This is a genomic window from Embleya hyalina (assembly GCF_003967355.1).
GTDB lineage: Bacteria > Actinomycetota > Actinomycetes > Streptomycetales > Streptomycetaceae > Embleya > Embleya hyalina.
In genome coordinates this window covers 176762-196487 of the sequence record NZ_BIFH01000023.1, presented here as the reverse complement: position 1 = coordinate 196487, position 19726 = coordinate 176762, and the positions used below count along the sequence as shown (strand labels likewise).

Below are 19726 nucleotides of genomic sequence, written 5' to 3'. Positions count from 1 at the left end.
CGTCGATCGCACCGAATCCGGCCGCCGTCGACGACCGCGCTTCCCCGTCTCCCCTCCATGCTCGGGTCATACCCCGGACGACACCTGCTGTATACCGGCAGGTCACGACCGGTGTGCGGGCGACCGTGCCGGCACCGGGGGCGGCGCCGCGCGGCGCGCCCTCGCACCATGTCACGCATCGCGGTCGGCATATCACCTTTCGTAACCTCGCCGTCGTCCCGGAGTTGAACACGGTATGGCAGCCACGCTTGTTTTCGCGTCCCGTTCGGCGCCCGTCGTACCCGGTCCGTTGGACGAGGCCCTGTGGTACGCGCGGGCCCTGGGCTGGCCCGCGGCTCCCGGGACGGTCGAGCCGATGGACCCGGTCACGGCCGCGACCACCGATCCCCGGCTGCTCTCGGCGTATTGGGCGGACGCGCCGCGGGCGGCCGTGCGGCTGGCCGCCGGGGTGCGGTTCGACGTCCTGGACGTGCCGGGCGCGGCCGGGGCGTGGGCGCTGGACCGGGTCGAACGCCAGGGGCTGCCGGTCGGGCCGGTGGCGGCGACCGGCACCGGTCGCACGCAGTTCTTCGTCGCCCCCGGCGTGGCGGACGACCTGCCCGCGCTCCTGGACTGGCTGGACTGGGCCGACCTGGACCTGGACCTGCGCGCGTACGGCGAGGGCGACACGGTGGCCGCGCCGTCCCCGTGGCCGGCCACCTGGCGCTCGCCCTGGCCCCGATCCTGGGAACACGCGCGCTGGCTGCGACCCCCGGTCGACCCCGGCCGGATGCCCCCGGTGAACGACCTCGCGGCGCCCGCCGCGCTTCCGCACGTGGACGTGCGCTTCCCGGACGTCACCCGGCTGATCGGCACGCTGGCGCACGCGTGCCAGCACGTACGGCTGTTCCCGAGGCCGCGGGTGCGCGGGCCGAGGCTGCTGACCCACCACCGTCCCGGCGCCGCCTGAGAGCCGGGCGCACAACGACACGAGCGGTGCCCTCCCCCGGTACGTACCGGGGGAGGGCACCGCTCGTCGACGGCGTCGGCGATCAGGCGTGGGCCTTCTCGTAGGCGTCGCGGATGTTGCCCGGCACACGACCGCGCTCACTCACGTCGTAGCCGTTCTCCTTGGCCCAGGCGCGGATCTTGGCGGTGTCGCCCGAGGCGGCACCACCCTTGACCACCTGGCGGACGCCGCGACGGGCGGCGACCCGGCCACCGGTCTTGCGGCCGGCGTCGACGTAGGCCGTCAGCGCCGCGCGAAGCTGCTCTGCGTGCGTGGCGCTCAGGTCGATCTCGTAGGAGACACCGTCGAGCGCGAACGTCACCGTCTCATCGGCCTTGCCGCCGTCGAGGTCGTCAACGAGAAGAATCTGGACCTTCTGTGCCACCAGGATTCCCTTTCATCGGGAGGGTTCACAACGAGCTCAAGAAAAGGAAACCGCTTTCTGCGGCAAAATACAAACCCACGGGCGCGGAACCACGCCGGGTCGGCAATACGTTACCGGGTTTGTGGTCACGACTTCACCGCACACCACACCGCCGTGGGCAAGAAGCGTCAAGAGGTTCACCGGCACCGGTCGCGCGATCTCCGCCACACTCGTCCGGTCTACGCGGATCGAGATCACTGCCAGAGATGGAGCAGCATCCGCGTGTTGCCAAGGGTGTTGGGTTTGACGCGTTCCAGATCCAGAAACTCGGCGACGCCCTCGTCGTACGAACGCATCAGTTCACTGTAGACATCGCCGTCGATCGGCGTCTCCTCGATCTCCACGAAGCCGTGCTTCGCGAAGAAGTCGACCTCGAAGGTCAAGCAGAATATCCGTCGAACACCCAGCCAACGCGCGGTCTCCAGAAGTTTGCTGAGCAAGAGGTGGCCCACCCCGTGTCCGGTACACACCGGATCCACCGCGAGAGTGCGCACCTCGGCGAGGTCTTCCCACATCACGTGCAGGGCCCCGCAGGCGACCACCTCACTGTCGTCGTCCCGCTCGGCGACCCAAAACTCCTGCACGTCTTCGAAGAGGGTGACCGTGGGTTTGTCGAGAAGGATGCGTAGCCCCACGTACCCATCCACAAGGCGCCGAATGGCCCGCACATCGGACGTTCTGGCACGTCGGATCGTCACTTCCATGGGCTGACGCTATCGCGATCACGATAGGCGTCGCCGCTCCGCCCGGTTTACCGCCGATCCGCCCCGGTGCCGGTGGAAACACCCGGATGGACAGGCGAAGGCCCGGGCGGGGTTTCCCACCGCCCGGGCCACACGTTCTTCATACATCCGGCGCCGAGATCCGGCGCGGACAACATCCGACCCGACATCCGGAGCCGATAGCCCCGGCTTCCGAACCGTGCCCTTGTGGAGCGATCAGGCCGGATATGGACTGATTTCCCCGGTCATTACCGTGTCCGGGAATCGGCCACGCGCGTGCTCGCACAGGCGGCCTCGGCGTCGTCGGTACACGCGTCGCGGATCACCCGCTCGGCACCCGGCGCGCTGACGAAACTCGACCTCGCGGTCATCTCGGAACCGGCCGCGCCTTCCGGCACCGTGAGCACGAGAATCAGCGAGACCTCGGCGCCGGGCTTGATCCGACCGGTCTTCCACACTCCGGTGGCACTGTCGAATTCACCCTGCGAGGGCTTGGATTCGACCCGTTTCCCGCCCGCCGGCAACGTGTTGCGCACGATCGCCGACTTCGCCTCGGTGCCGCCGCCGTTTCGCACGGTCACCGTGTGGGTGATCCGGTCACCGGGCTTGGCCTGCGCCGGGTCGGCCGCACGACGCAGTTCCAGCTTCGGCGGCGCGGTGGGGTCGACCGGCCGGTGCGTCACCGAGGAGGTACCCATGCCCCGGTCGGGCGGGTCGGGCAGCTTGACGCCCGGCGGCGGACCGGTCGGCCGGTCCATCGGGTCGGCGAGCGAGCCCTGGAGCCGTCGGCCGAGCGTCGCCCACAGGCCGTCGAGCCGGACCCGCAGGTCGGCCATGGCATCGCCGAGGGCGGTTCCGCCGGAGGTGGTGGAGTCGCCGGCATGGGCGGGCGCGACGGGTTGCGGCCGATATCGCGGCACGGGGGTCGCGGCCGCCGTACCGACCGCGACCGGGTACGCGCCGACCGCGACGGTCACCCCGACCGCGACCGCCGCGAGGGCACGTCCCGCTCGGGTTTTCGCTCGCATCATGTCGGCCCACTTTCCGTTCCGCCGCTTGCGTTCCACCTGCACGGAAGTCCGCTTTTCTTACGTAGATCATTAATACGATTACGCAGAGTCGCGTCCCGAAGACGCTGCGGATTGCGCCGAACGAATTGGCAAGGCCCTCGATCGGCCCAGGGAAGTACCGAAGATCGCGCGAATCGGCTCACGGCAGCGCGACCCGCAGCGCGTCGCGCAACGCCTCGATCTGTTCGGGCGTCATGCCCTCGACGAAGTGCACCAGGGCCCCGGCTCGACCGCCGCCGGAGATCCAGTCGTCGCGCATCAACTCGGCGGTATGGGCGTCGCGCGAGTACACCGCTTCGTAGAGATAGGCCCGGCCGACCAGGCGGCGGCGCAGCAGTCCCTTGCGAAACAGTTTGTCGAGCACGGTCATCACGGTCGTATAGGCGAGCTCACGATCGGGCAGCAGCGCCTCCTGCACCTCGCGTACCGACGCGGGGCTGTTGCGCCGCCAGATCCGGAGCATCACCTGGGCTTCGAGTTCGCCTAGTCGATTCATGTCCGACCCTTCGGGAAACCTCGTCGTGCCGTGAACTGCGTCACGCCGGCCGCGACGTCTCCTATGCGGCGTCGTAGCGGCAGTTTCGTCCGGGTTCGACCGATTTCAAACCGGGATCTTCGGCCCGGCGATTCGGCCGGGTGGCGGGGGCGCGGGTGGACGGCGCCGGGGTGCGACGAGGCGTGGGGCGGCATCGGGGTCGGGTGCGCGTGCGGGTTTTGCTACTACGCGAGGGCGTAGTGTCCGCTCCGTTACGACTTGGTGGATATACGGCGGATTGTTACCACTGGTGTCGGCCCCCGTCGTCGACACCCCGAGGTATTCGTGCCGCACTCCCCCGCAACCCCGCCCACCGAAGCCCCCACCACGCCCGTCGACCGCCGCGCCCGGCTGCGCGGCGCGCGTCCGGGTCGCACGGTCGTCGTGGTCTCCAGCCTCGCGCTGCTGGCCGTGGCGGTCACCACCGGCGTCCAGGGCACGGGGACGGACTCGACCGGGAAGCGGGCGGCCGGTGCGGCGAGCGCGGATCCGGAGACGGCGCGGCGGCTCGCCGATCGTGGCGCGGACGTGGCGGCCCGCTCCGAGGAGCGCTCGACGCTCGACGCGGCGGGGTCGGCGGAGGCGGCCCGCCAGGCCCGCGAAACGCGCGAAGCGGAGCAGGCGGCCGCCGAGGCCGAGCAGGCCCGGGAGGCCGAACGCGCGGCGCAGGCCGAGCAGGCCGCGCAGACCGCGCAGGCCGCGCAGGCCGAGCGGGAAGCCGCGGCGGCACGGGCGGACGCGGAACGGGCCGCCTCGGGGTGGGTCCTGCCGACCTCGGACTACACGCTGACCGGCCGCTTCGGCAACAGCGGCGCACGCTGGGCGCACACGCACACCGGCCTGGACTTCGCCGCCCCCTCGGGCACCCCGATCCGCGCCGCCGCGGCCGGGACCATAAGCTCCGCCGGTCCGGCCGGCGCCTTCGGCAACCGCATCGTGCTCACCCACCCCGACGGCACCCGGACCTGGTACTGCCACCAGTCGCGGTTCGCCAAGACCTCCGGCTCGGTGGCCGCGGGCGAGGTGATCGGCTACGTGGGCACGACCGGCAATTCCACCGGCCCGCACCTGCACTTCGAGGTGCACCCCGGCGGCGGCTCGGCCGTGGACCCGAACGTGTGGCTGACGGGCCGGGGCGTCAAGCCCTGACCGGGCGATGGGCGCGGCGGGTCGGCCGCCGCGCTCAGTGCCCCGGGGCCAGCGAGTCCAACCAGTCCCACCAGCCGCCGTCGGCGATCAGCGCGGCGAGTTTGGCGTAGCCCGCGGCGTCGCAGTGCGCGCCGTCGCCGTAGGCCTCGATGCCGGCCCACCACTGCGGGTCCTCGCGCAGGGCGCGCTGTATCGGCACGAACGGGATGCCCCGCGCGGCGCAGGTCTTGGCGTACGCGTCCTCCAACGCGAGCGCGGCCTCGCCGTCGTCCCGTTCGCCGGGGACGGGCGGCGCGCCGACCACCAGGCAGGTCCAGCGGGCGCCCGTCGCGGTGTCCAGTATCGCGTCGAGGTTGGCGACGCTGTCGGCGTGGGCGACCCTGGGGCGGCCGTTCTCGACCCGGACGTCGTTGACGCCGAACGCGAAGACCATGCCGGTGCCGTCGGCGTGCCGCATCCTCGGTACGGCCTCGCCGTACCAGCGCTCGGCGACGTCGGCCGAGGTCTCGTACCGCACGCCCAGGTTGTACGCGGTCACCTGCCGGCCCCGGCGACGGGACTCGGCCGCGAGGCGGCCGACCCATCCGCCGCCGGAGAGGTCGCCGACACCTTGTACGAACGAGTCGCCGGCGACGCAGATCCGCAGATCGGGGGCTGCTGCTTCCATGCGGCCGACCCTATGCGTACGAACGGGTGACGCGCCCGGAAATGCGCCAGGAGCCCCCTCGGGGGCGACGAACCGTCACCGAGGGGGCTCCCGTCGTGTCGATCAGTCGGTGGTCGGCTTCACCAGCGGGAACAGGATCGTCTCGCGGATGCCGCGGCCGGTGAAGGCCATGATCATCCGGTCGATGCCCATGCCCACGCCGCCGCTCGGCGGCATCGCGAACTCCAGCGCGCGCAGGAAGTCCTCGTCGATCCGCATGGCCTCGACGTCGCCGCCCGCGGCGAGCAGCGACTGCTCGGTGAGCCGCCGGCGCTGCTCGATCGGGTCGACCAGCTCGGAGTAGCCGGTGCCCAGTTCCATGCCGAAGCCGATCAGGTCCCACTTCTCCGCGACGCCGGGGACGCTGCGGTGCTGGCGGGTCAGCGGCGACGTCTCGATCGGGTAGTCGCGGACGAAGGTCGGCTCGATCAGGGTGTGCTCGACCAGCGCCTCGAAGATCTCCTGGACGAGCTTGCCCTGGCCCCAGGACTTGTCGTATTCGATCTCGCGGGCGTCGGCGAGCTTGCGCACGGCCTCGATCGGCGTCTCCGGGGTGACCTCTTCGCCGAGCGCCTCGGAGACCGAGCCGTAGACGGTGATCTCGCGCCAGTCGCCGGAGATGTCCACCTCGCGGTCGCCGTAGCGGAAGATCCGCGAACCGAACACGTCCTGCGCGACGTGCTGGTAGACCTCGCGGGTGAGGGTGGCCACCGTGTTGTAGTCGCCGTACGCCTCGTACGCCTCGAGCATGGTGAACTCGGGGTTGTGCGTCGAGTCCGCGCCCTCGTTGCGGAAGTTGCGGTTGATCTCGAAGACCTTCTCGGCGCCGCCGACGACCAGGCGCTTGAGGTAGAGCTCCGGCGCGATGCGCAGGTACAGGTCCATGTCGTACGCGTTGATGTGGGTCACGAACGGGCGCGCGGTGGCGCCGCCGTGCACGGGCTGGAGCATCGGCGTCTCGACCTCCAGGAAGTCCCTGGCGTCGAACCACTCGCGGATGGCGCGCACGATCCGGCTGCGGGTGCGCAGGATCGCCCGCGACTCGTCGTTGACGATCAGGTCGACGTAGCGCTGGCGGACCCGGGCCTCGGGGTCGGTCAGGCCCTTGTGCTTGTCCGGCAGCGGACGCAGGCACTTGGACGTGATCGCCCAGGAGTCGACCATGATCGACAACTCGCCGCGCCGGGAGGTGATCACCTGGCCCTCGACGCCGACGTGGTCGCCCAGGTCGACGTCGCTCTTCCAGGCGGCCAGCGACTCGGCGCCGACGCCGTCCAGCGAGACCATCACCTGGATGTCGCCGTCACCGTCGCGCAGCGTGGCGAAGCACAGCTTGCCGCCGGTGCGGTACAGCACGACGCGGCCGGTGACGCCGACCCGGCGCCCGGTCTCCACGTCGGCTTCGAGACCGTCGAACTCGGCACGCAGCGCGCCCACCGTGGTGGTGCGGGGGAAGCCGACCGGATACGGGTCGGTCCCCTCGGCCCGAAGCCGATCGAGCTTGTCGCGGCGAACCCGCATCTGCTCGGGAAGGTCGTCGATCTGCGGCTGCGCTGCGCTCTGCTCGGTCACCCCACAAGGCTACCGACCCGCCGCGCGCTCCCCGAACCGATATCCGACCGGGCCGCGCGCACATGGCGGAGGGCGGGACCGCCGCCGCGATCCCGCCCTCCGCCGATCGATGCCGATCAGGCCGCGAGGCCCGCGCTCTTGCGTCGACGCACCACGAGGAACGCGCCGCCGCCGAGCGCGAACAACGCGACCGCGCCGCCGGTGATCAGGGTCGTGGACGACGAGTCGGAGCCGGTGTTCGCAAGCTCCGTGCCGTTGCCGCCACCGGTCGCACCCGCACCGGCGGTCGTGGTCGTACCACCGGTCGACCCGGAGCCGCCGGAGGTGGCGCCTTCCTTGGCGGTGAAGACCATGTCCACGAGCGGAACGGCGCCGGGGGATCACGGAACGGTCTCGGCGCGTTCGGGTTCAGCCGGTGCCGGTCTGGAGGATGTCCGGCGTGGGGAGTTGGCCCAGGGCCCGGCCCTGGCGGCGGTGGGGGATCACCGGGGACACGGACTCCCGGAGTGGGCCCTCGGCGTCGGGAGGCGTGGGGCTCGGGACAGGGACGAACGCTTCGTCGGAGGGGGCCGACTCGGCGCCGGCGGTTGCGGGGGGCGATGCCGTCGCGGCCGGTGCTTCGAGGGTGGCGGATGTCGGCTCGGGCGCTTCGTGGGCGGGAACCCCGGGCTCGGGGATCCGGGATTCGGCGGTTTCGGGCTCGGCGGGCTCCGCGGCCGCGGATCCGGTCACCGCGGGCTCGACGGGCTCGGTCGCCACGCACTCGGTGGCCTCGGGCTCGACGGGCTCGGGCTCGACGGTTGTGGCGGTGGGTACTTCGGCGGGCGGCTGCGGGCGTGATGCCCTCGTCGGTGCCGATTGCCACGAAGGTGGGTTCAGGGAAGGGCGGATGCGGGTGGGGATGAGGATTTCCAGCGGGTCGGGTCTGGTGGCGCGGTCGGCTTCGGCGGCGGCTCGGCGGTGGGCTCGGGCGGTGAGGCGTTGTTCGAGGGCGGCCTCCGCCAGGTGTGTACAGCGGCGCAACAGGGCCGCGCGGCTTGCCCGTTCACGGGGGCCGCAGGGGAGGTCGACGACCGTGCGCAGCGCCGCCAGGTCCTCGGCCGACGGCACGTGCGCGATCTCGTCCACCGCGTTGCGCAGGCAGGCCAGGAACGTGGCCGCGCTCCCCGGCAACGCGGCGCGATAGCGGCGCAGTTCGGCAGTCATGAAGGCGCGCAGCCGCTCCCGCTCGTCGTGCGCCTCGCCGATCGCCCGGCCCAGCAACCAGAAGTCGACCGAGTCGCGCCCGCCGCGCAGCGCGACGGTCAGCGCCCGACGCAGCACCCGCACCTCGTGCGCGCTGAAGGCCATCCCCTGGTCACCATGTGGCGTCGGCATACCACGCACTGTATGCGGCGAGCCGGACAATCCTGCTTATTTCATGCTTGTGTTTTTCCGACTTGGACCACGAATCCGACCCGGACCGCGCTCACACCGCCGTGTTGCGCTCGTACACCATCCGCAGACCGATCAGGGTCAGCCACGGCTCGTGTACGTCGATCACCGACGCCTCGCCCAGGACCAGCGTGGCCAGCCCGCCGGTGGCCACCACGGTGACCGCGTCCGGGTCGTCCGGGGACAGTTCGGCCGCCATGCGTTTGACCACGCCGTCCACCTGGCCGGCGAAGCCGTACAGGATGCCGGCCTGCATCGCCTCGACCGTGCTCTTGCCGATCACGCTGCGCGGGCGCATCAGCTCGATCTTGCGCAACTGCGCGCCGCGGGCGCCCAATGCGTCCACCGAGATCTCGATGCCGGGGGCGATCGCGCCGCCGACGTACTCGCCCTTGGTGCTGACCGCGTCGAACGTGGTCGCGGTGCCGAAGTCGACCACCACGCACGGGCCGCCGTACAACTTGACCGCCGCGAGCGCGTTGATGATCCGGTCGGTGCCGACCTCCTTGGGGTTGTCCATCAGGACCGGCACGCCGGTCTTGACCCCGGGTTCGACCACGACCGTGGGGATGTCGCCGTAGTAGCGCCGCACCATGTCCCGCATCTCGTGCAGCACGGACGGCACGGTGGAGCAGATCGCGATGCCGTCGATGCCCTCGGCACCGAGGAGCGGATGCTGGCCGAGCAGGCCCGCGAGGACGACCGCGAGTTCGTCGGCGGTGCGCCGGGCCTCGGTCGAGATGCGCCAGTGCTCGACGATCTCGTCACCGTCGAACAGGCCGAGCACGGTATGCGAGTTACCGACGTCGATGGTGAGCAACATCGTGGGCGTCCTTGGTGTTCTGGCTCGGGCCGTGGGGGACGGAGCGCGGCTTCGGGAGGATGGGAGGAGCGGGGACGGCTGATCCGGTGAACGGTACCGGTCGCTCAGGCCCGCAGGTCCACACCGATGTCCAGGATCGGGGCGGAGTGGGTGAGCGCGCCGACCGAGAGATAGTCCACGCCGGTCTCGGCGACCTCGCGGGCGGTCTCCAGGGTGAGCCCGCCACTGGCCTCGAGTCGGGCCCGGCCCGCGACCAGGGCCACCGCCTCGCGCATCCGTCGGACGCTCATGTTGTCCAGGAGGATCAGGTCGGCGCCCGCGTCCAGGACCGGCGGGATCTGCTCGAGGTGGTCCACCTCGACCTCGACGGGCACGTCCGGGAACGCCGCGCGCACCGCCTCGAACGCCTCCGCGACCCCGCCTGCGGCGACGACGTGGTTGTCCTTGACCATCGCCGCGTCGGACAGCGACATGCGGTGGTTGATCCCGCCGCCGCAGCGCACCGCGTACTTCTCCAACGCGCGCAACCCGGGCGTGGTCTTGCGGGTGTCCCGGACCGCGGCACCGGTGCCGGCGATCGCGTCCGCCCACGCGCGAGTGGCGGTGGCCACCCCGGACAGCCGGGACAGCAGGTTCAGCGCCACCCGCTCGGCGGTGAGCAGCGAGCGGGTGCCCGCCTCGGCGCCGAACAGCACCGTGCCGGGCGCGACCGCGTCGCCGTCCCGGACGTACCGAGTGACGACCAGGTCGGCGCCGCAGACGAGTTCGAGAACCGCCTCGGCGACCGGGAGGCCCGCGACCACACCCGCGGCGCGGGCGGTGAAGTCGGCGTGGCCGCACGCGTCTTCCGCGACCGTGGCCACCGAGGTGACGTCCACACCGCCGGCCAGGTCCTCGGCGACGGCGGCGGCCACGAGCGCGGCGACGGCGAGCGGGTCGAGGCCGGCCTCGGCCAGGCGCGCGGTGAGGTCGGCGGACAACTGGTCGGTGCTCACGTGGTGGACTCCTTCGGTTCGTGGGCCTGGTAGGCGACCCGCAACTCGCCGTCGCGCAGCGACGTGACCAGATTGCCGCGCCACGCCGTGTCGTCCGGGTCGGGGTGGTCCTCGCGCCAGTGGCAGCCGCGCGTCTCCTCGCGCAGCCGCGCGGCCCGGGTGAGCGCGCTCGCGACCAGGTGCAGGTTGGTGGTCTCCCACGTCGGCGTGCACGGATCGTCGCCGGCGCGGGCCGCGAGCGCGGTCAGCGTGGTCTCGGTCGCGGCCAGCCCGGCCGCGTTGCGCAACACCCCGGCGCCCGAGGTCATCGCGCGTTGCAGCGGCAGGCGGACTGCCTCGCCCAGCAGCCCGGCGGGCGCGCTCGGGGCGACCGGCTCGGCGAACGGCGGCAGGTCCCGGGCCAGGTCGGCGGCGATGCGCTCGGCGAAGACCAGGCCCTCCAGGAGCGAGTTGGAGGCGAGCCGGTTGGCGCCGTGCACGCCGGTGCAGGCCACCTCCCCGCAGGCGTACAGCCCCGGCACGCTCGTGCGACCGTGCAGGTCGGTGCGGACCCCTCCACTGGCGTGGTGCGCGGCGGGAGCGACCGGAATCGGCTCGGTCACCGGGTCGATCCCGTGCGCCAGGCACGCGGCCAGGATGGTCGGGAAGCGGTGCTTCCACATCTGCGCGCCGAAGTGCCGGCCGTCCAGGTACATGTGCTCGGCGCCGGTCTCGGCCATCCGACGCATGATGCCCTTGGCCACGATGTCGCGCGGCGCCAGTTCGCCGAGCGGGTGCCGGTCGGTCATGAACCGTACGCCCGCCGCGTCCACGAGATGCGCGCCCTCGCCGCGGACCGCCTCGGAGACCAGCGGCTGCTGTCCCTCGGCGTCCGGGCCCAACCACAACACGGTCGGGTGGAACTGGACGAACTCCAGGTCGGTGACCTCGGCCCCGCCGCGCAGCGCGAGCGCGACCCCGTCGCCGGTGGACACCGAGGGGTTGGTGGTGGACGAGAACACCTGGCCCATGCCGCCGGTGGCGAGCACGACGGCCCGACCCACCGCGGCGCCGACCCCGTCGCGCGCGCCTTCGTCCATCACGTGCAGCGTGACGCCGGCGGCCCGCCCGCCCTCGTCCTTCAACAGGTCGAGCACGAGCGCGTTCTCGATCACCTCGATGTCGGGCAGGGCGTGCACCGCGGCGGCCAGCGCGCGCGATATCTCCGCCCCCGTCGCGTCGCCGCCCGCGTGCACGATGCGGTTGCGCAGGTGGCCGCCCTCGCGGGTGAGCAGCACGTCGCCGTCGGGTCCGCGATCGAACTCGGCGCCGGTGTCGATCAGTCGGCGCACCGCGTCCGGCCCCTCGGTGACCAGCACCCGGACCGCGTCCTCCGCGCACAGCCCGGCGCCGGCCACGAGCGTGTCGCGCAGGTGCTGTTCGGGGCTGTCGCCCTCGCCGAGCGCGGCCGCTATCCCGCCCTGCGCCCAGCGGGTGGAGCCCTCGTCGAGCCGGCCCTTGGTCACCAACAGCACCCGGCCGGCCCGCCGGGCCCGCAGCGCGAGGGTCAGGCCGGCCACGCCGGAGCCGACCACGATGACGTCGGCGCGCACCGTCCAGCCGGGATCGGGCGCGGCCAGGCGCATGGGTTGTGCGGGCGCGTTCACGGCGCGCTCCGAGCCGGCGCCACGCGGTCGCCGCGCACGGTCTCCCCGCCGGGCAGCGCCTCGGCCGGGTCGTGCCCGGTGCCGGTGATCGTGTTGGCCGCGTCGACGAACACCACGCGCGGCTTCATCGCCCGCGCCTCGGCGTCGGTGACCTGCGCGTACGCGATGATGATCACCAGGTCGCCGGTGTGCACCAGCCGTGCCGCGGCGCCGTTGATGCCGATCACGCCGGTGCCGCGCGGGCCCGCGATCGTGTACGTCTCCAGGCGGGCGCCGTTGTCGATGTCGACCACGTGCACCAGTTCGCCGGGCAGGATGTCGGCGGCTTCGAGCAGATCCTCGTCGATGGTGATGGATCCGACGTAGTGGAGGTCCGCCTGCGTGATCGTCGCGCGGTGGATCTTGGACTTGAACATCGTGCGCATCATGACCGGGGGACTCCCGTGATCGTCAGGCGGGCGTTGTCGATGAGGCGGGTGGTGCCGACGCGGGCCGCCAGCGCCAGGATCGCGGGGCCCGCGTGGTCCGCGGCCACCGGGGTGAAGTCGTCGGGATCGACCAACTCCACGTAGTCGGGCTCGAGTACGGCCCGCAGCACCCCCTCGGCCGCGGCCCGCACCGCCGCCGCGCCGTCGGCGGCGCGCCCGGCGCCCGCGTCGAGCGCGCGCCCGAGGGAGAGCGCGATCTCCCGCTCGGACGCGGAGAGGTAGCGGTTGCGGCTGGACCGGGCCAGCCCGTCGGGTTCGCGGACGGTGGGCACGCCCACGATCTCGACGGGGAAGTTCAGATCGCGCACCATGCGCCGGATCAGCGCCAGTTGCTGGGCGTCCTTCTCGCCGAAGAAGGCGACCTTCGGGTCGGTCAGGTGCAGCAGCTTGGCCACCACGGTGAGCATGCCGTCGAAGTGGCCGGGGCGGGAGGCGCCTTCGAGGACCGAGCCGGTGGGTCCGGCGGTGATCCGCACCCGCGGCTCGCCGCCGGGGTACACCTCGTCCACCGAGGGCGCGAACACCACGTCGGCGCCCGCCCGCGCGCTCACCGCCAGGTCGGCGTCCAGGGTGCGCGGATAGCGGTCCAGGTCCTCCCCCGCGCCGAACTGGAGCGGGTTGACGAACACGGTGACCACCACGTGTCCGGCCGGACCGACGAACGCGCGCGCGGCGTGGATCAGCGCGGCGTGCCCCTCGTGCAGCGCGCCCATCGTCATCACCACCGCGCGCAGCCCGTGCGGGCGGGTGTCCTCGGCGAGTTCGGCCGCGGTCCGGGCCAGTCGCACATCGGTCACGGTCGGCCTCCCTCGGCCAGTACGCCGAGCAGCGCCTCGGCCGCCTCGGCCTTGAGCAACCCGGCGTTGAGCGCGCGGTCCGCGGTCAGTCGGGCCATCGCCACGTAGGCGGCCAGCGCCTCGGGCGAGACCCGCCGCAGCTCGGCCACGTGCGCGGCCACCGTGCCCGCGTCGCCGCGCGCGACCGGACCGGTCAGCGCGTGGTCGCCGGCGCGCAGCGCGTTGTCCAGGGCGGCGCCGAGTAGCGGCCCGAGCATCCGGCCCGGGGCCCGCACGCCGGCCGCGCCGAGCAGTTCGATCGACTGCGCGACCAGGGTGACCAGGTGGTTCGCGCCGTTGGCCAGGGCCACGTGGTAGAGCGCTCGGTCCTGCTCCTCGATCCACTCGGGCTCGCCGCCCATCTCCACCACCAGCGCCTCGGCGACCGGCCGCAGCACCTCGGGCGAGGTGACCCCGAAGGAGCAGCCGGCCAGCCGTTCCAGGTCGACCGTGCTGCCGGTGAAGGTCATCACCGGGTGCAGCGCGAGCGGCAGCGCGCCGGCGCGGGTGGCCGGCTCCAGGACGCCGACGCCGTAGCGGCCGGAGGCGTGCACCAGGAGCTGGCCGGCCTTGATCGCCCCGGTCTCGGCCAGACCGCGCACCAGGGCTTCCAGCGCGTCGTCGGGCACGGTCAGCAGGGTCAGGTCGGAGGCCGCGATGACCTCCTGCGGGGTGACCAGCGGGACACCGGGGAGCAGCTCCTCGGCGCGGCGCCGGGATGCCTCGGAGACGCCGGAGGCGGCCACCACGGAGTGCCCGGCGAGGGCGAGGGCGGCGGCGAGGGTCGGGCCGACGCGGCCGGTGCCCACCACGCCCACGCGCAGCCGCGCGGGGCGGTCGGCGGGGTCGGGCGAGCGGCCGTGCGGATACGGGCGTGCGGTGATGTCGTTGTTCACGCGAGCGAGCCTTCCGTTCCAGTCCGCGGCGGGTACCGGACGAGTACTGGCCCGATCAGGGTACTCACGCGCCGGGCGGGCCGGTCCCCGGGATGGTCGGCGGGTGGGCCGGCCGCGGACTCGGCGCGGACCACCGGTAGCGGGAGGCGCCGGCCGCGTAGGAGGCCCGCAGGGCGACCTTGCGGCGGATCAGCTCCGGTCCGCGCATGCCGATCGCGCCGATCGCGGTGAGCACGAGGCCGGTCAGCAGCATCGTGCCGGTGACCACCCGCGCGACCCGCACGCTGCGCGGACCGCCCTGGGTCTGCAGCGAGTAGGCGGACGGGGTCGCGTCGGTGCCCCGGGGGGCGGATTCCACGGACGCGACCGCGCTACTGCGCTCGGGTGACGGGGCGGGAGCCGGGCCGGCGTCCAGGGCCCCGGCCGCCGCGACGATCCCGACTGCGGCGACCGCGAGCGCACAACGGCGTCCCGCGCGTATGACCAGTTGACGGCTGCCCATGGGGAGCCTCCCGGAGACCGGTGTCGATGAAACCGAGTACGAACCAGTGCGGACCAGGTGCGAGGATTCGGCCCTCTTCGCCTTCCCCGAGTCGATCGTCTATGTGTCCCCTTTCGACCGGTGTCGCATGCCTGTCCCGGGAAAAAGCGCATGCCGAGACCCCGGACGGGCACGGCCCGCCCGGGGTCACCCTCGGTCGCCGGTCGCTACCCCAGCCGCACCGGCAACCGGGTGAGCGCGTTGTTGAGGTTGGAGCACAACCGCTCGGGCTCGCCGGTCCGCTCGATCACGGGATGCGCCGCGAGCAGCTCCTCGAAGAACACCCGGCCCTCCAGTCGGGCGATGTGCACGCCCAGGCAGAAGTGCTCGGCGAAGCCGAACGACAGGTGCGGGTTGGGCCTGCGGGTGATGTCGAAGCGTTGCGGGTCGGCGAAGACCTCCTCGTCGCGGTTGGCCGAGGTGTAGTACATCGCCACCTTCTCGCCCGCCGCGATCCGCACACCGCGCAGTTCGGTGTCCCGGGTGGCGGTGCGGCGGAAATAGTGCAGCGGGTTGGCCCAGCGCAGGATCTCCTCCACCGCGCCCGGCACCAGCGCACGATCCGCGCGCAGCGCGGCGAGCTGGTCGGGGTGGGCGAGCAGCGCGTCCAGTCCGGCGGAGAGCATCGTCTTGGTGGTGTCGTTGCCCGCGGTCACCAATTGCACGAAGAACCGGCCGAAGTCGAGGTCGGTCATCATCCTGCCGTCGAACTCGGACTCCAGGATCAGCGACGTGATGTCCGCCCTCGGCTCCTCGATCCGGCGCCGTGCCGCGAAGCCCATGGCGTAGCGGGCCATCTCGATCGCCGCCGTGCCGCCCTCGCCCGCCGTGTTGCGCTCGGCGAGCGCGTGGATGTGGTCCCAGTCCGCGACCGGCAGGCCCATCAGTTCGCCGATCACCTGGGTGGGCAGCCCGGAGGTGACGTCGTGCACGAACTCGACCTCGCCGCCGCCCACCCGGGTCAGGATCTCCCGGCAGATGGCCCGGATCCGGTCCTCCATGCCGCCGACGACCCGCGCGGTGAAGGACTTGACCAGCGGCTTGCGGTAGGCCCGGTGCCGCGGCGGATCCATCGAGAGCAGCGTGCCGCGCAGCGCCTCCAGGCGGTCCGGTTCGAGGTCCTCGACGAGGATCCCGCCGGCCTCGGCGGAGAAGATCTCGGGGTGCTGCGACACGTACTCGACGTCGGCGTGCCGAAGCACCGCCCAGTAGCCCGGCTGCCCCGGGATGTCCTGCCAGTACACCGGCCGGGTCCGGCGCAACTCGGCGAACAGCGCGTGCGGCGGGCCGTCCACGTACCGCTCGGGGCGGTACAGGTCCGGTTCGGCCCGCTCGGCGGTGGCGGTCATCGTGCCCCCTCGCGACCTCGGCTCGCGGACATCCTCAACCCACCAGCACGTTCGGCCGGCCGAAACCCTGCGCCTCGCACAGCGCCCGGTAGGCCCGCAGCGTGCCGGGACCGTCGGTCACCGAGGTGATGTTCCCGTCCGCGTCCAGGTTGAGGTTGGCGCCGTACATCTGGAACCAGACCCGGGTGTCCGGCTCGACGCAGGTGAGCGTGTGCACCGAACCGGCGGGCTCGTACAGGAACGAGCCGGCCCGGTTGACGTAGTCGTACTCGGCGTACTTCCACGCGCCCGAGGTGGTGTAGCCGTACACGGGTCCGGTGTGCCGGTGCGTCTCCACGGCGAAGCCGGGCTGGAAGACGTTCTCCACGATCCACAGGCCCTCCTCCTCCTTGACGCACAACACCTTGAGCTTGTTGCCGCCGCCGATGTCGACGAACGGCAGATCGTCGGCGCCGAGGTGGACGGCGGGGCGGCCGGGTGCGGTGGTGGTCATGCGATCTCCTTGGTCATGGCGGGTCCCCCGGACGGGCGCCGCGTCCGCGGCGGCGCGACAGCACGTCTGTAACGGTGTAACAGCATGCCTCGAACGGCGCCGAGTTTCGAGGGCCGCGCAGGATGGGCAACACCATCGATCGCACGCGTACGCGCGGGAACACGTGCGGCGACGGGCACAGGGGACGGGTACAGGGGATGGGGAGCGGAGATGGGACAGCTCGACGGACGGGTCGCCGTGGTCACCGGCGGCGCCGACGGGATCGGCCGCGCGTGTTGTGAGCGCTTCGCCGAGGAGGGCGCCGACATCGTGGTCGCGGACGTGCGCGACGAGGCCGCGATGGACACCATCGAGGCGGTCGAGAAGCGCGGCCGACGGGCCACCTACATGCACACCGACCCCAGCAGTCCGACCGACACCGGAACGGTGATGCAGCACGCGATCGACACGTTCGGCGCGATCGACGTGCTGGTCACCGCCGCGGGCATCACCACGGCCGACCACGTCGGCGGCCGGCGCCGGCGGGCCGCCCCGGTCGAGTCGGACCCGATCAGGCGGTTCACCGACAGCCCGCTCGCCGAGTGGCAGCGGGTGCTGGACGTGAACCTGACCGGCACGCTCCTCGCGGTCCAGGCCGCCGCCCGCTGGATGGTCGCCCAGGGCCGGCGCGGCTCGATCATCACCGTCGCCTCGATCGCGGCGCGTCACCCCGAGACCGGCGGCCCCGGCTACGCGGTGTCCAAGGCGGGCGTGTGGATGTTGACCAAGCAGGCCGCCCTCGCGCTCGGCCCGGCCGGGATCCGGGTCAACGCGATCGGCCCGGGCTTCATCGAGACCAACATGACCGCGGTCCTGCGCGGCGTGCCGGAACTGGAGCAGCGGCTGCTCGGCAGCGTGCCGCTGGGCCGGATGGGCACCGCGCGCGAGGTGGCCAACGCGGCGCTGTTCCTGGCGAGCGACCAGTCGTCCTATTTCACCGGCGAGATGTTGCACCCGGACGGCGGCTTCTACACCGACTGATCGAGCCGAGCCGCCCGAGCCGGACGACCGAGCCGCCGACCGAGCCGCCCGAGGGAGCCGATCGGGCGCGCGGGCCGGGCGGTCGGCCCGCGCGCCCGGGACGCTATCGGCCGCGGGCCTTGACCAGGCCGGTCTCGTACGCGAGCACCACGACCTGGACCCGGTCGCGCAGCCCGAGCTTCATCAGGATCCGACCGACGTGGGTCTTGATGGTGGCCTCGGACAGGAACAGCCGCTGGGCGATCTCCGCGTTGGACAGGCCCTGGGCGACCAGCATCATCACCTCCAGCTCGCGCTCGGTCAGCGCGTCCACCACGTCCGGGCGGGGCTCGTGGTCGCTGGGCAGGATCGGCGCGAACCGGTCGAGCAGGCGCTTGGTCGTGCTCGGCGCCACCACCGCGTCGCCCGAGGCCACCGCGCGGATGCCGGACAGCAGCTCCGGCGGCGGCACGTCCTTGAGCAGGAAGCCGCTCGCCCCGGCCTTGAGCGCGGCGAACGCGTACTCGTCGAGGTCGAAGGTGGTCAGCATGAGCACCTTGGGCCGCACCCGGCCCTCGGGCAGCACCAGGGCGTTCTCCCCGCCGTCCGCGCAGATCCGTCGGCACGCCTCGACGCCGTCCATCCGCGGCATCCGCACGTCCATCAGGACCACGTCGACGTCCACGTGCCGAAGCTTGTCGAGCGCCTCGACGCCGTCGCCGGCCTCGGCCACCACGCTCATGTCCGGCTGCGCCTGCAACACCATGGTGAAGCCGGTCCGCAACAATTCCTGGTCGTCTACCAGCATCACCTTGATGCTCACTGGGCTCCTTGAAGAGTCGTTCGGGACGGGCCTGCGGCGGCGGGCGAGGAATCGGGCCGGCCGGCGTAGGGCAGCATCGCACTGACCGACCACCCGCCGCCGACGGTGGGACCGGTCCGCAACCGGCCGCCCAGCATCGCGACCCGCTCGCGCATGCCGACCAGGCCGTGCCCCATCCCGTCGCCCGGCGCCGCCGCGCCCCGCCCGTCGTCGCTGATCTCCATCTCCAGGCCGGCCTCCCCGTAGCCGACACCGACCTTCGCGGTGACGTCGGGGCCGCCGTGCTTGCGGGCGTTGGTCAGGGCCTCCTGGACGATCCGGTACGCGGTCAGCGCCACGCTCTGCGGCAATTCGACCGGCACCCCCGCGACCGTCAGTTCGACGTTGAGGCCCGTGGTGCGCACCTGCTCGACCAGTTCGTCGAGTTGCTCGACGCCGGGCTGCGGCACGTACGCCCCGGTCTCGGCCTGCGAGCGCAGCACGCCCAGGAGGCGGCGCATCTCGGCCAGCGCCTCGCGCCCGGTCGCCGCGATCGTGCCCAGCGCCTCGCGGGCCCGATCCGGCGCCGCGTCGATCGCGTACGCCGCGCCGTCGGCCTGCACCACCATCACCGACACGTTGTGCGCCACCACGTCGTGCAACTCGCGGGCGATCCGGGCCCGCTCGGCCGCGGCGGCGATCTGCGCCTGCTGGTCGCGCTCGAACTCCAGCCGGGTGGCCCGCTCCTCCAACTCGGCGTAGAACGCCCGCCGGGTGCGCATCGAATCGCCCAGCACCCACGCGATGGCGAGCAGGACCACGGTGAACGTCAGGCCGAAGAGGTTGGCCTTGAACGACGATTCGGCCGAGGAGGGGAACCGGGCGAGCAGTACGGCCGGCCCGATCAGGGTCATCGCCAGGCCGGCCCGGGAGAGCCAGCGCGGGCCCGATTTGGCGGCGGTGTACAACGACACGAGCATCGCGTAGTTGGCGGCGGTGATCGTGTTGTCCCAGACCAGCTGCATCAACCCGCCGACCACGACCAGCGCGGTGGCGGTGAACGGGCGCACCCGGTGCAGCATCATGCCCAGGCTGAGCAGCGTGGTGAGGAGCAGCCACCACCATGTGGGGGCGTCCGAGCCCGAGCCGTCGGAGAAGATCTGAAGCACACCGAGGCCGAAGACCGGAATCGTGCACACCGAGTCGACCCACAAAGGGTGTGCTCGCAGCCACGCGTAGATTCGTTGCACACTTCGAC

22 protein-coding genes are annotated in these 19726 nt (G+C 72.4%); 3 read left to right on the top strand and 19 right to left on the bottom strand.

The window, feature by feature from the left end; translation table 11 throughout:
* Nucleotides 1-235 precede the first annotated feature (235 nt).
* Nucleotides 236-949 carry an SCO3374 family protein gene (locus EMA17_RS24520; RefSeq protein ID WP_126639261.1) on the top strand — a complete coding sequence of 238 codons (714 nt, stop codon included), beginning with the start codon at nucleotides 236-238 and terminating at the stop codon, nucleotides 947-949.
* 82 nt (nucleotides 950-1031) lie between these two features.
* On the opposite strand, the gene EMA17_RS24515 is transcribed toward EMA17_RS24520, so the two are convergent.
* The 4 genes from EMA17_RS24515 to EMA17_RS24500 form a co-directional block, all read right to left on the bottom strand.
* Nucleotides 1032-1373 carry a histone-like nucleoid-structuring protein Lsr2 gene (locus tag EMA17_RS24515; RefSeq protein WP_078976589.1) on the bottom strand — a complete coding sequence of 114 codons (342 nt, stop codon included), beginning with the start codon at nucleotides 1371-1373 and terminating at the stop codon, nucleotides 1032-1034.
* A gap of 233 nt (nucleotides 1374-1606) precedes the next feature.
* Complete coding sequence (locus EMA17_RS24510) at nucleotides 1607-2116, bottom strand: amino-acid N-acetyltransferase (protein WP_078976588.1); 510 nt, start codon at nucleotides 2114-2116, stop codon at nucleotides 1607-1609.
* Between the two features lie 266 nt (nucleotides 2117-2382).
* Nucleotides 2383-3165 carry a DUF11 domain-containing protein gene (locus tag EMA17_RS24505; RefSeq protein ID WP_126639260.1) on the bottom strand — a complete coding sequence of 261 codons (783 nt, stop codon included), beginning with the start codon at nucleotides 3163-3165 and terminating at the stop codon, nucleotides 2383-2385.
* Nucleotides 3166-3343: 178 nt separating this feature from the next.
* Entirely contained in the window at nucleotides 3344-3700 is a 357-nt protein-coding gene (locus tag EMA17_RS24500) for a BlaI/MecI/CopY family transcriptional regulator (protein ID WP_126639259.1), read from the bottom strand.
* Between the two features lie 324 nt (nucleotides 3701-4024).
* Between EMA17_RS24500 and EMA17_RS24495 the strand changes: the two genes are divergently transcribed.
* Entirely contained in the window at nucleotides 4025-4888 is an 864-nt protein-coding gene (locus tag EMA17_RS24495; RefSeq protein WP_126639258.1) for a M23 family metallopeptidase, read from the top strand.
* 34 nt (nucleotides 4889-4922) lie between these two features.
* Here EMA17_RS24495 and EMA17_RS24490 read toward each other — a convergent pair whose 3' ends face one another.
* The 13 genes from EMA17_RS24490 to EMA17_RS24430 form a co-directional block, all read right to left on the bottom strand.
* The gene (locus tag EMA17_RS24490) at nucleotides 4923-5555 is read right to left on the bottom strand and encodes a GDSL-type esterase/lipase family protein (protein ID WP_126639257.1); all 633 of its coding nucleotides are present in this window, start codon (nucleotides 5553-5555) and stop codon (nucleotides 4923-4925) included.
* 102 nt (nucleotides 5556-5657) lie between these two features.
* Nucleotides 5658-7166, bottom strand: a complete 1509-nt coding sequence (lysX, locus tag EMA17_RS24485) for a bifunctional lysylphosphatidylglycerol synthetase/lysine--tRNA ligase LysX (RefSeq protein WP_126639256.1) — start codon at nucleotides 7164-7166, stop codon at nucleotides 5658-5660.
* Between the two features lie 116 nt (nucleotides 7167-7282).
* Complete coding sequence (locus EMA17_RS24480) at nucleotides 7283-7519, bottom strand: LAETG motif-containing sortase-dependent surface protein (protein ID WP_126639255.1); 237 nt, start codon at nucleotides 7517-7519, stop codon at nucleotides 7283-7285.
* A 55-nt stretch (nucleotides 7520-7574) separates the two neighbouring features.
* Nucleotides 7575-8543 (bottom strand): hypothetical protein, encoded by a 969-nt coding sequence (locus EMA17_RS24475; RefSeq protein WP_126639254.1) that lies wholly within the window; start codon nucleotides 8541-8543, stop codon nucleotides 7575-7577.
* Nucleotides 8544-8634: 91 nt separating this feature from the next.
* Nucleotides 8635-9423, bottom strand: a complete 789-nt coding sequence (locus EMA17_RS24470; protein WP_126639253.1) for a type III pantothenate kinase — start codon at nucleotides 9421-9423, stop codon at nucleotides 8635-8637.
* Between the two features lie 104 nt (nucleotides 9424-9527).
* Nucleotides 9528-10418, bottom strand: a complete 891-nt coding sequence (nadC, locus tag EMA17_RS24465) for a carboxylating nicotinate-nucleotide diphosphorylase (protein WP_126639252.1) — start codon at nucleotides 10416-10418, stop codon at nucleotides 9528-9530.
* Entirely contained in the window at nucleotides 10415-12043 is a 1629-nt protein-coding gene (locus tag EMA17_RS24460; protein WP_126639379.1) for an L-aspartate oxidase, read from the bottom strand. The genes nadC and EMA17_RS24460 overlap by 4 nt, the downstream gene beginning before the upstream one ends.
* Before the next feature lie 17 nt (nucleotides 12044-12060).
* Nucleotides 12061-12492: an aspartate 1-decarboxylase gene (gene panD / locus EMA17_RS24455; protein ID WP_126639251.1), complete on the bottom strand. Its 432-nt coding sequence runs from the start codon at nucleotides 12490-12492 to the stop codon at nucleotides 12061-12063.
* Entirely contained in the window at nucleotides 12489-13349 is an 861-nt protein-coding gene (panC, locus tag EMA17_RS24450) for a pantoate--beta-alanine ligase (protein WP_126639250.1), read from the bottom strand. The genes panD and panC overlap by 4 nt, the downstream gene beginning before the upstream one ends.
* Entirely contained in the window at nucleotides 13346-14284 is a 939-nt protein-coding gene (locus EMA17_RS24445; RefSeq protein ID WP_174861425.1) for a Rossmann-like and DUF2520 domain-containing protein, read from the bottom strand. The genes panC and EMA17_RS24445 overlap by 4 nt, the downstream gene beginning before the upstream one ends.
* A gap of 64 nt (nucleotides 14285-14348) precedes the next feature.
* Nucleotides 14349-14786 (bottom strand): hypothetical protein, encoded by a 438-nt coding sequence (locus EMA17_RS24440; protein WP_126639249.1) that lies wholly within the window; start codon nucleotides 14784-14786, stop codon nucleotides 14349-14351.
* A gap of 206 nt (nucleotides 14787-14992) precedes the next feature.
* Nucleotides 14993-16174 carry a cytochrome P450 gene (locus tag EMA17_RS24435; RefSeq protein ID WP_126639248.1) on the bottom strand — a complete coding sequence of 394 codons (1182 nt, stop codon included), beginning with the start codon at nucleotides 16172-16174 and terminating at the stop codon, nucleotides 14993-14995.
* Nucleotides 16175-16208: 34 nt separating this feature from the next.
* Nucleotides 16209-16667, bottom strand: a complete 459-nt coding sequence (locus tag EMA17_RS24430; protein ID WP_126639247.1) for a 2,4'-dihydroxyacetophenone dioxygenase family protein — start codon at nucleotides 16665-16667, stop codon at nucleotides 16209-16211.
* Nucleotides 16668-16877: 210 nt separating this feature from the next.
* On the opposite strand from EMA17_RS24430, the gene EMA17_RS24425 reads away from it, so the two are divergent.
* Nucleotides 16878-17687 (top strand): SDR family NAD(P)-dependent oxidoreductase, encoded by an 810-nt coding sequence (locus tag EMA17_RS24425; protein WP_160161536.1) that lies wholly within the window; start codon nucleotides 16878-16880, stop codon nucleotides 17685-17687.
* 103 nt (nucleotides 17688-17790) lie between these two features.
* Here the strand turns inward: EMA17_RS24425 and EMA17_RS24420 are convergent, their stop codons facing one another.
* Nucleotides 17791-18489 carry a response regulator gene (locus EMA17_RS24420; RefSeq protein ID WP_078976573.1) on the bottom strand — a complete coding sequence of 233 codons (699 nt, stop codon included), beginning with the start codon at nucleotides 18487-18489 and terminating at the stop codon, nucleotides 17791-17793.
* Nucleotides 18486-19718 (bottom strand): sensor histidine kinase, encoded by a 1233-nt coding sequence (locus EMA17_RS24415; protein WP_126639245.1) that lies wholly within the window; start codon nucleotides 19716-19718, stop codon nucleotides 18486-18488. The genes EMA17_RS24420 and EMA17_RS24415 overlap by 4 nt, the downstream gene beginning before the upstream one ends.
* Nucleotides 19719-19726 lie beyond the last annotated feature (8 nt).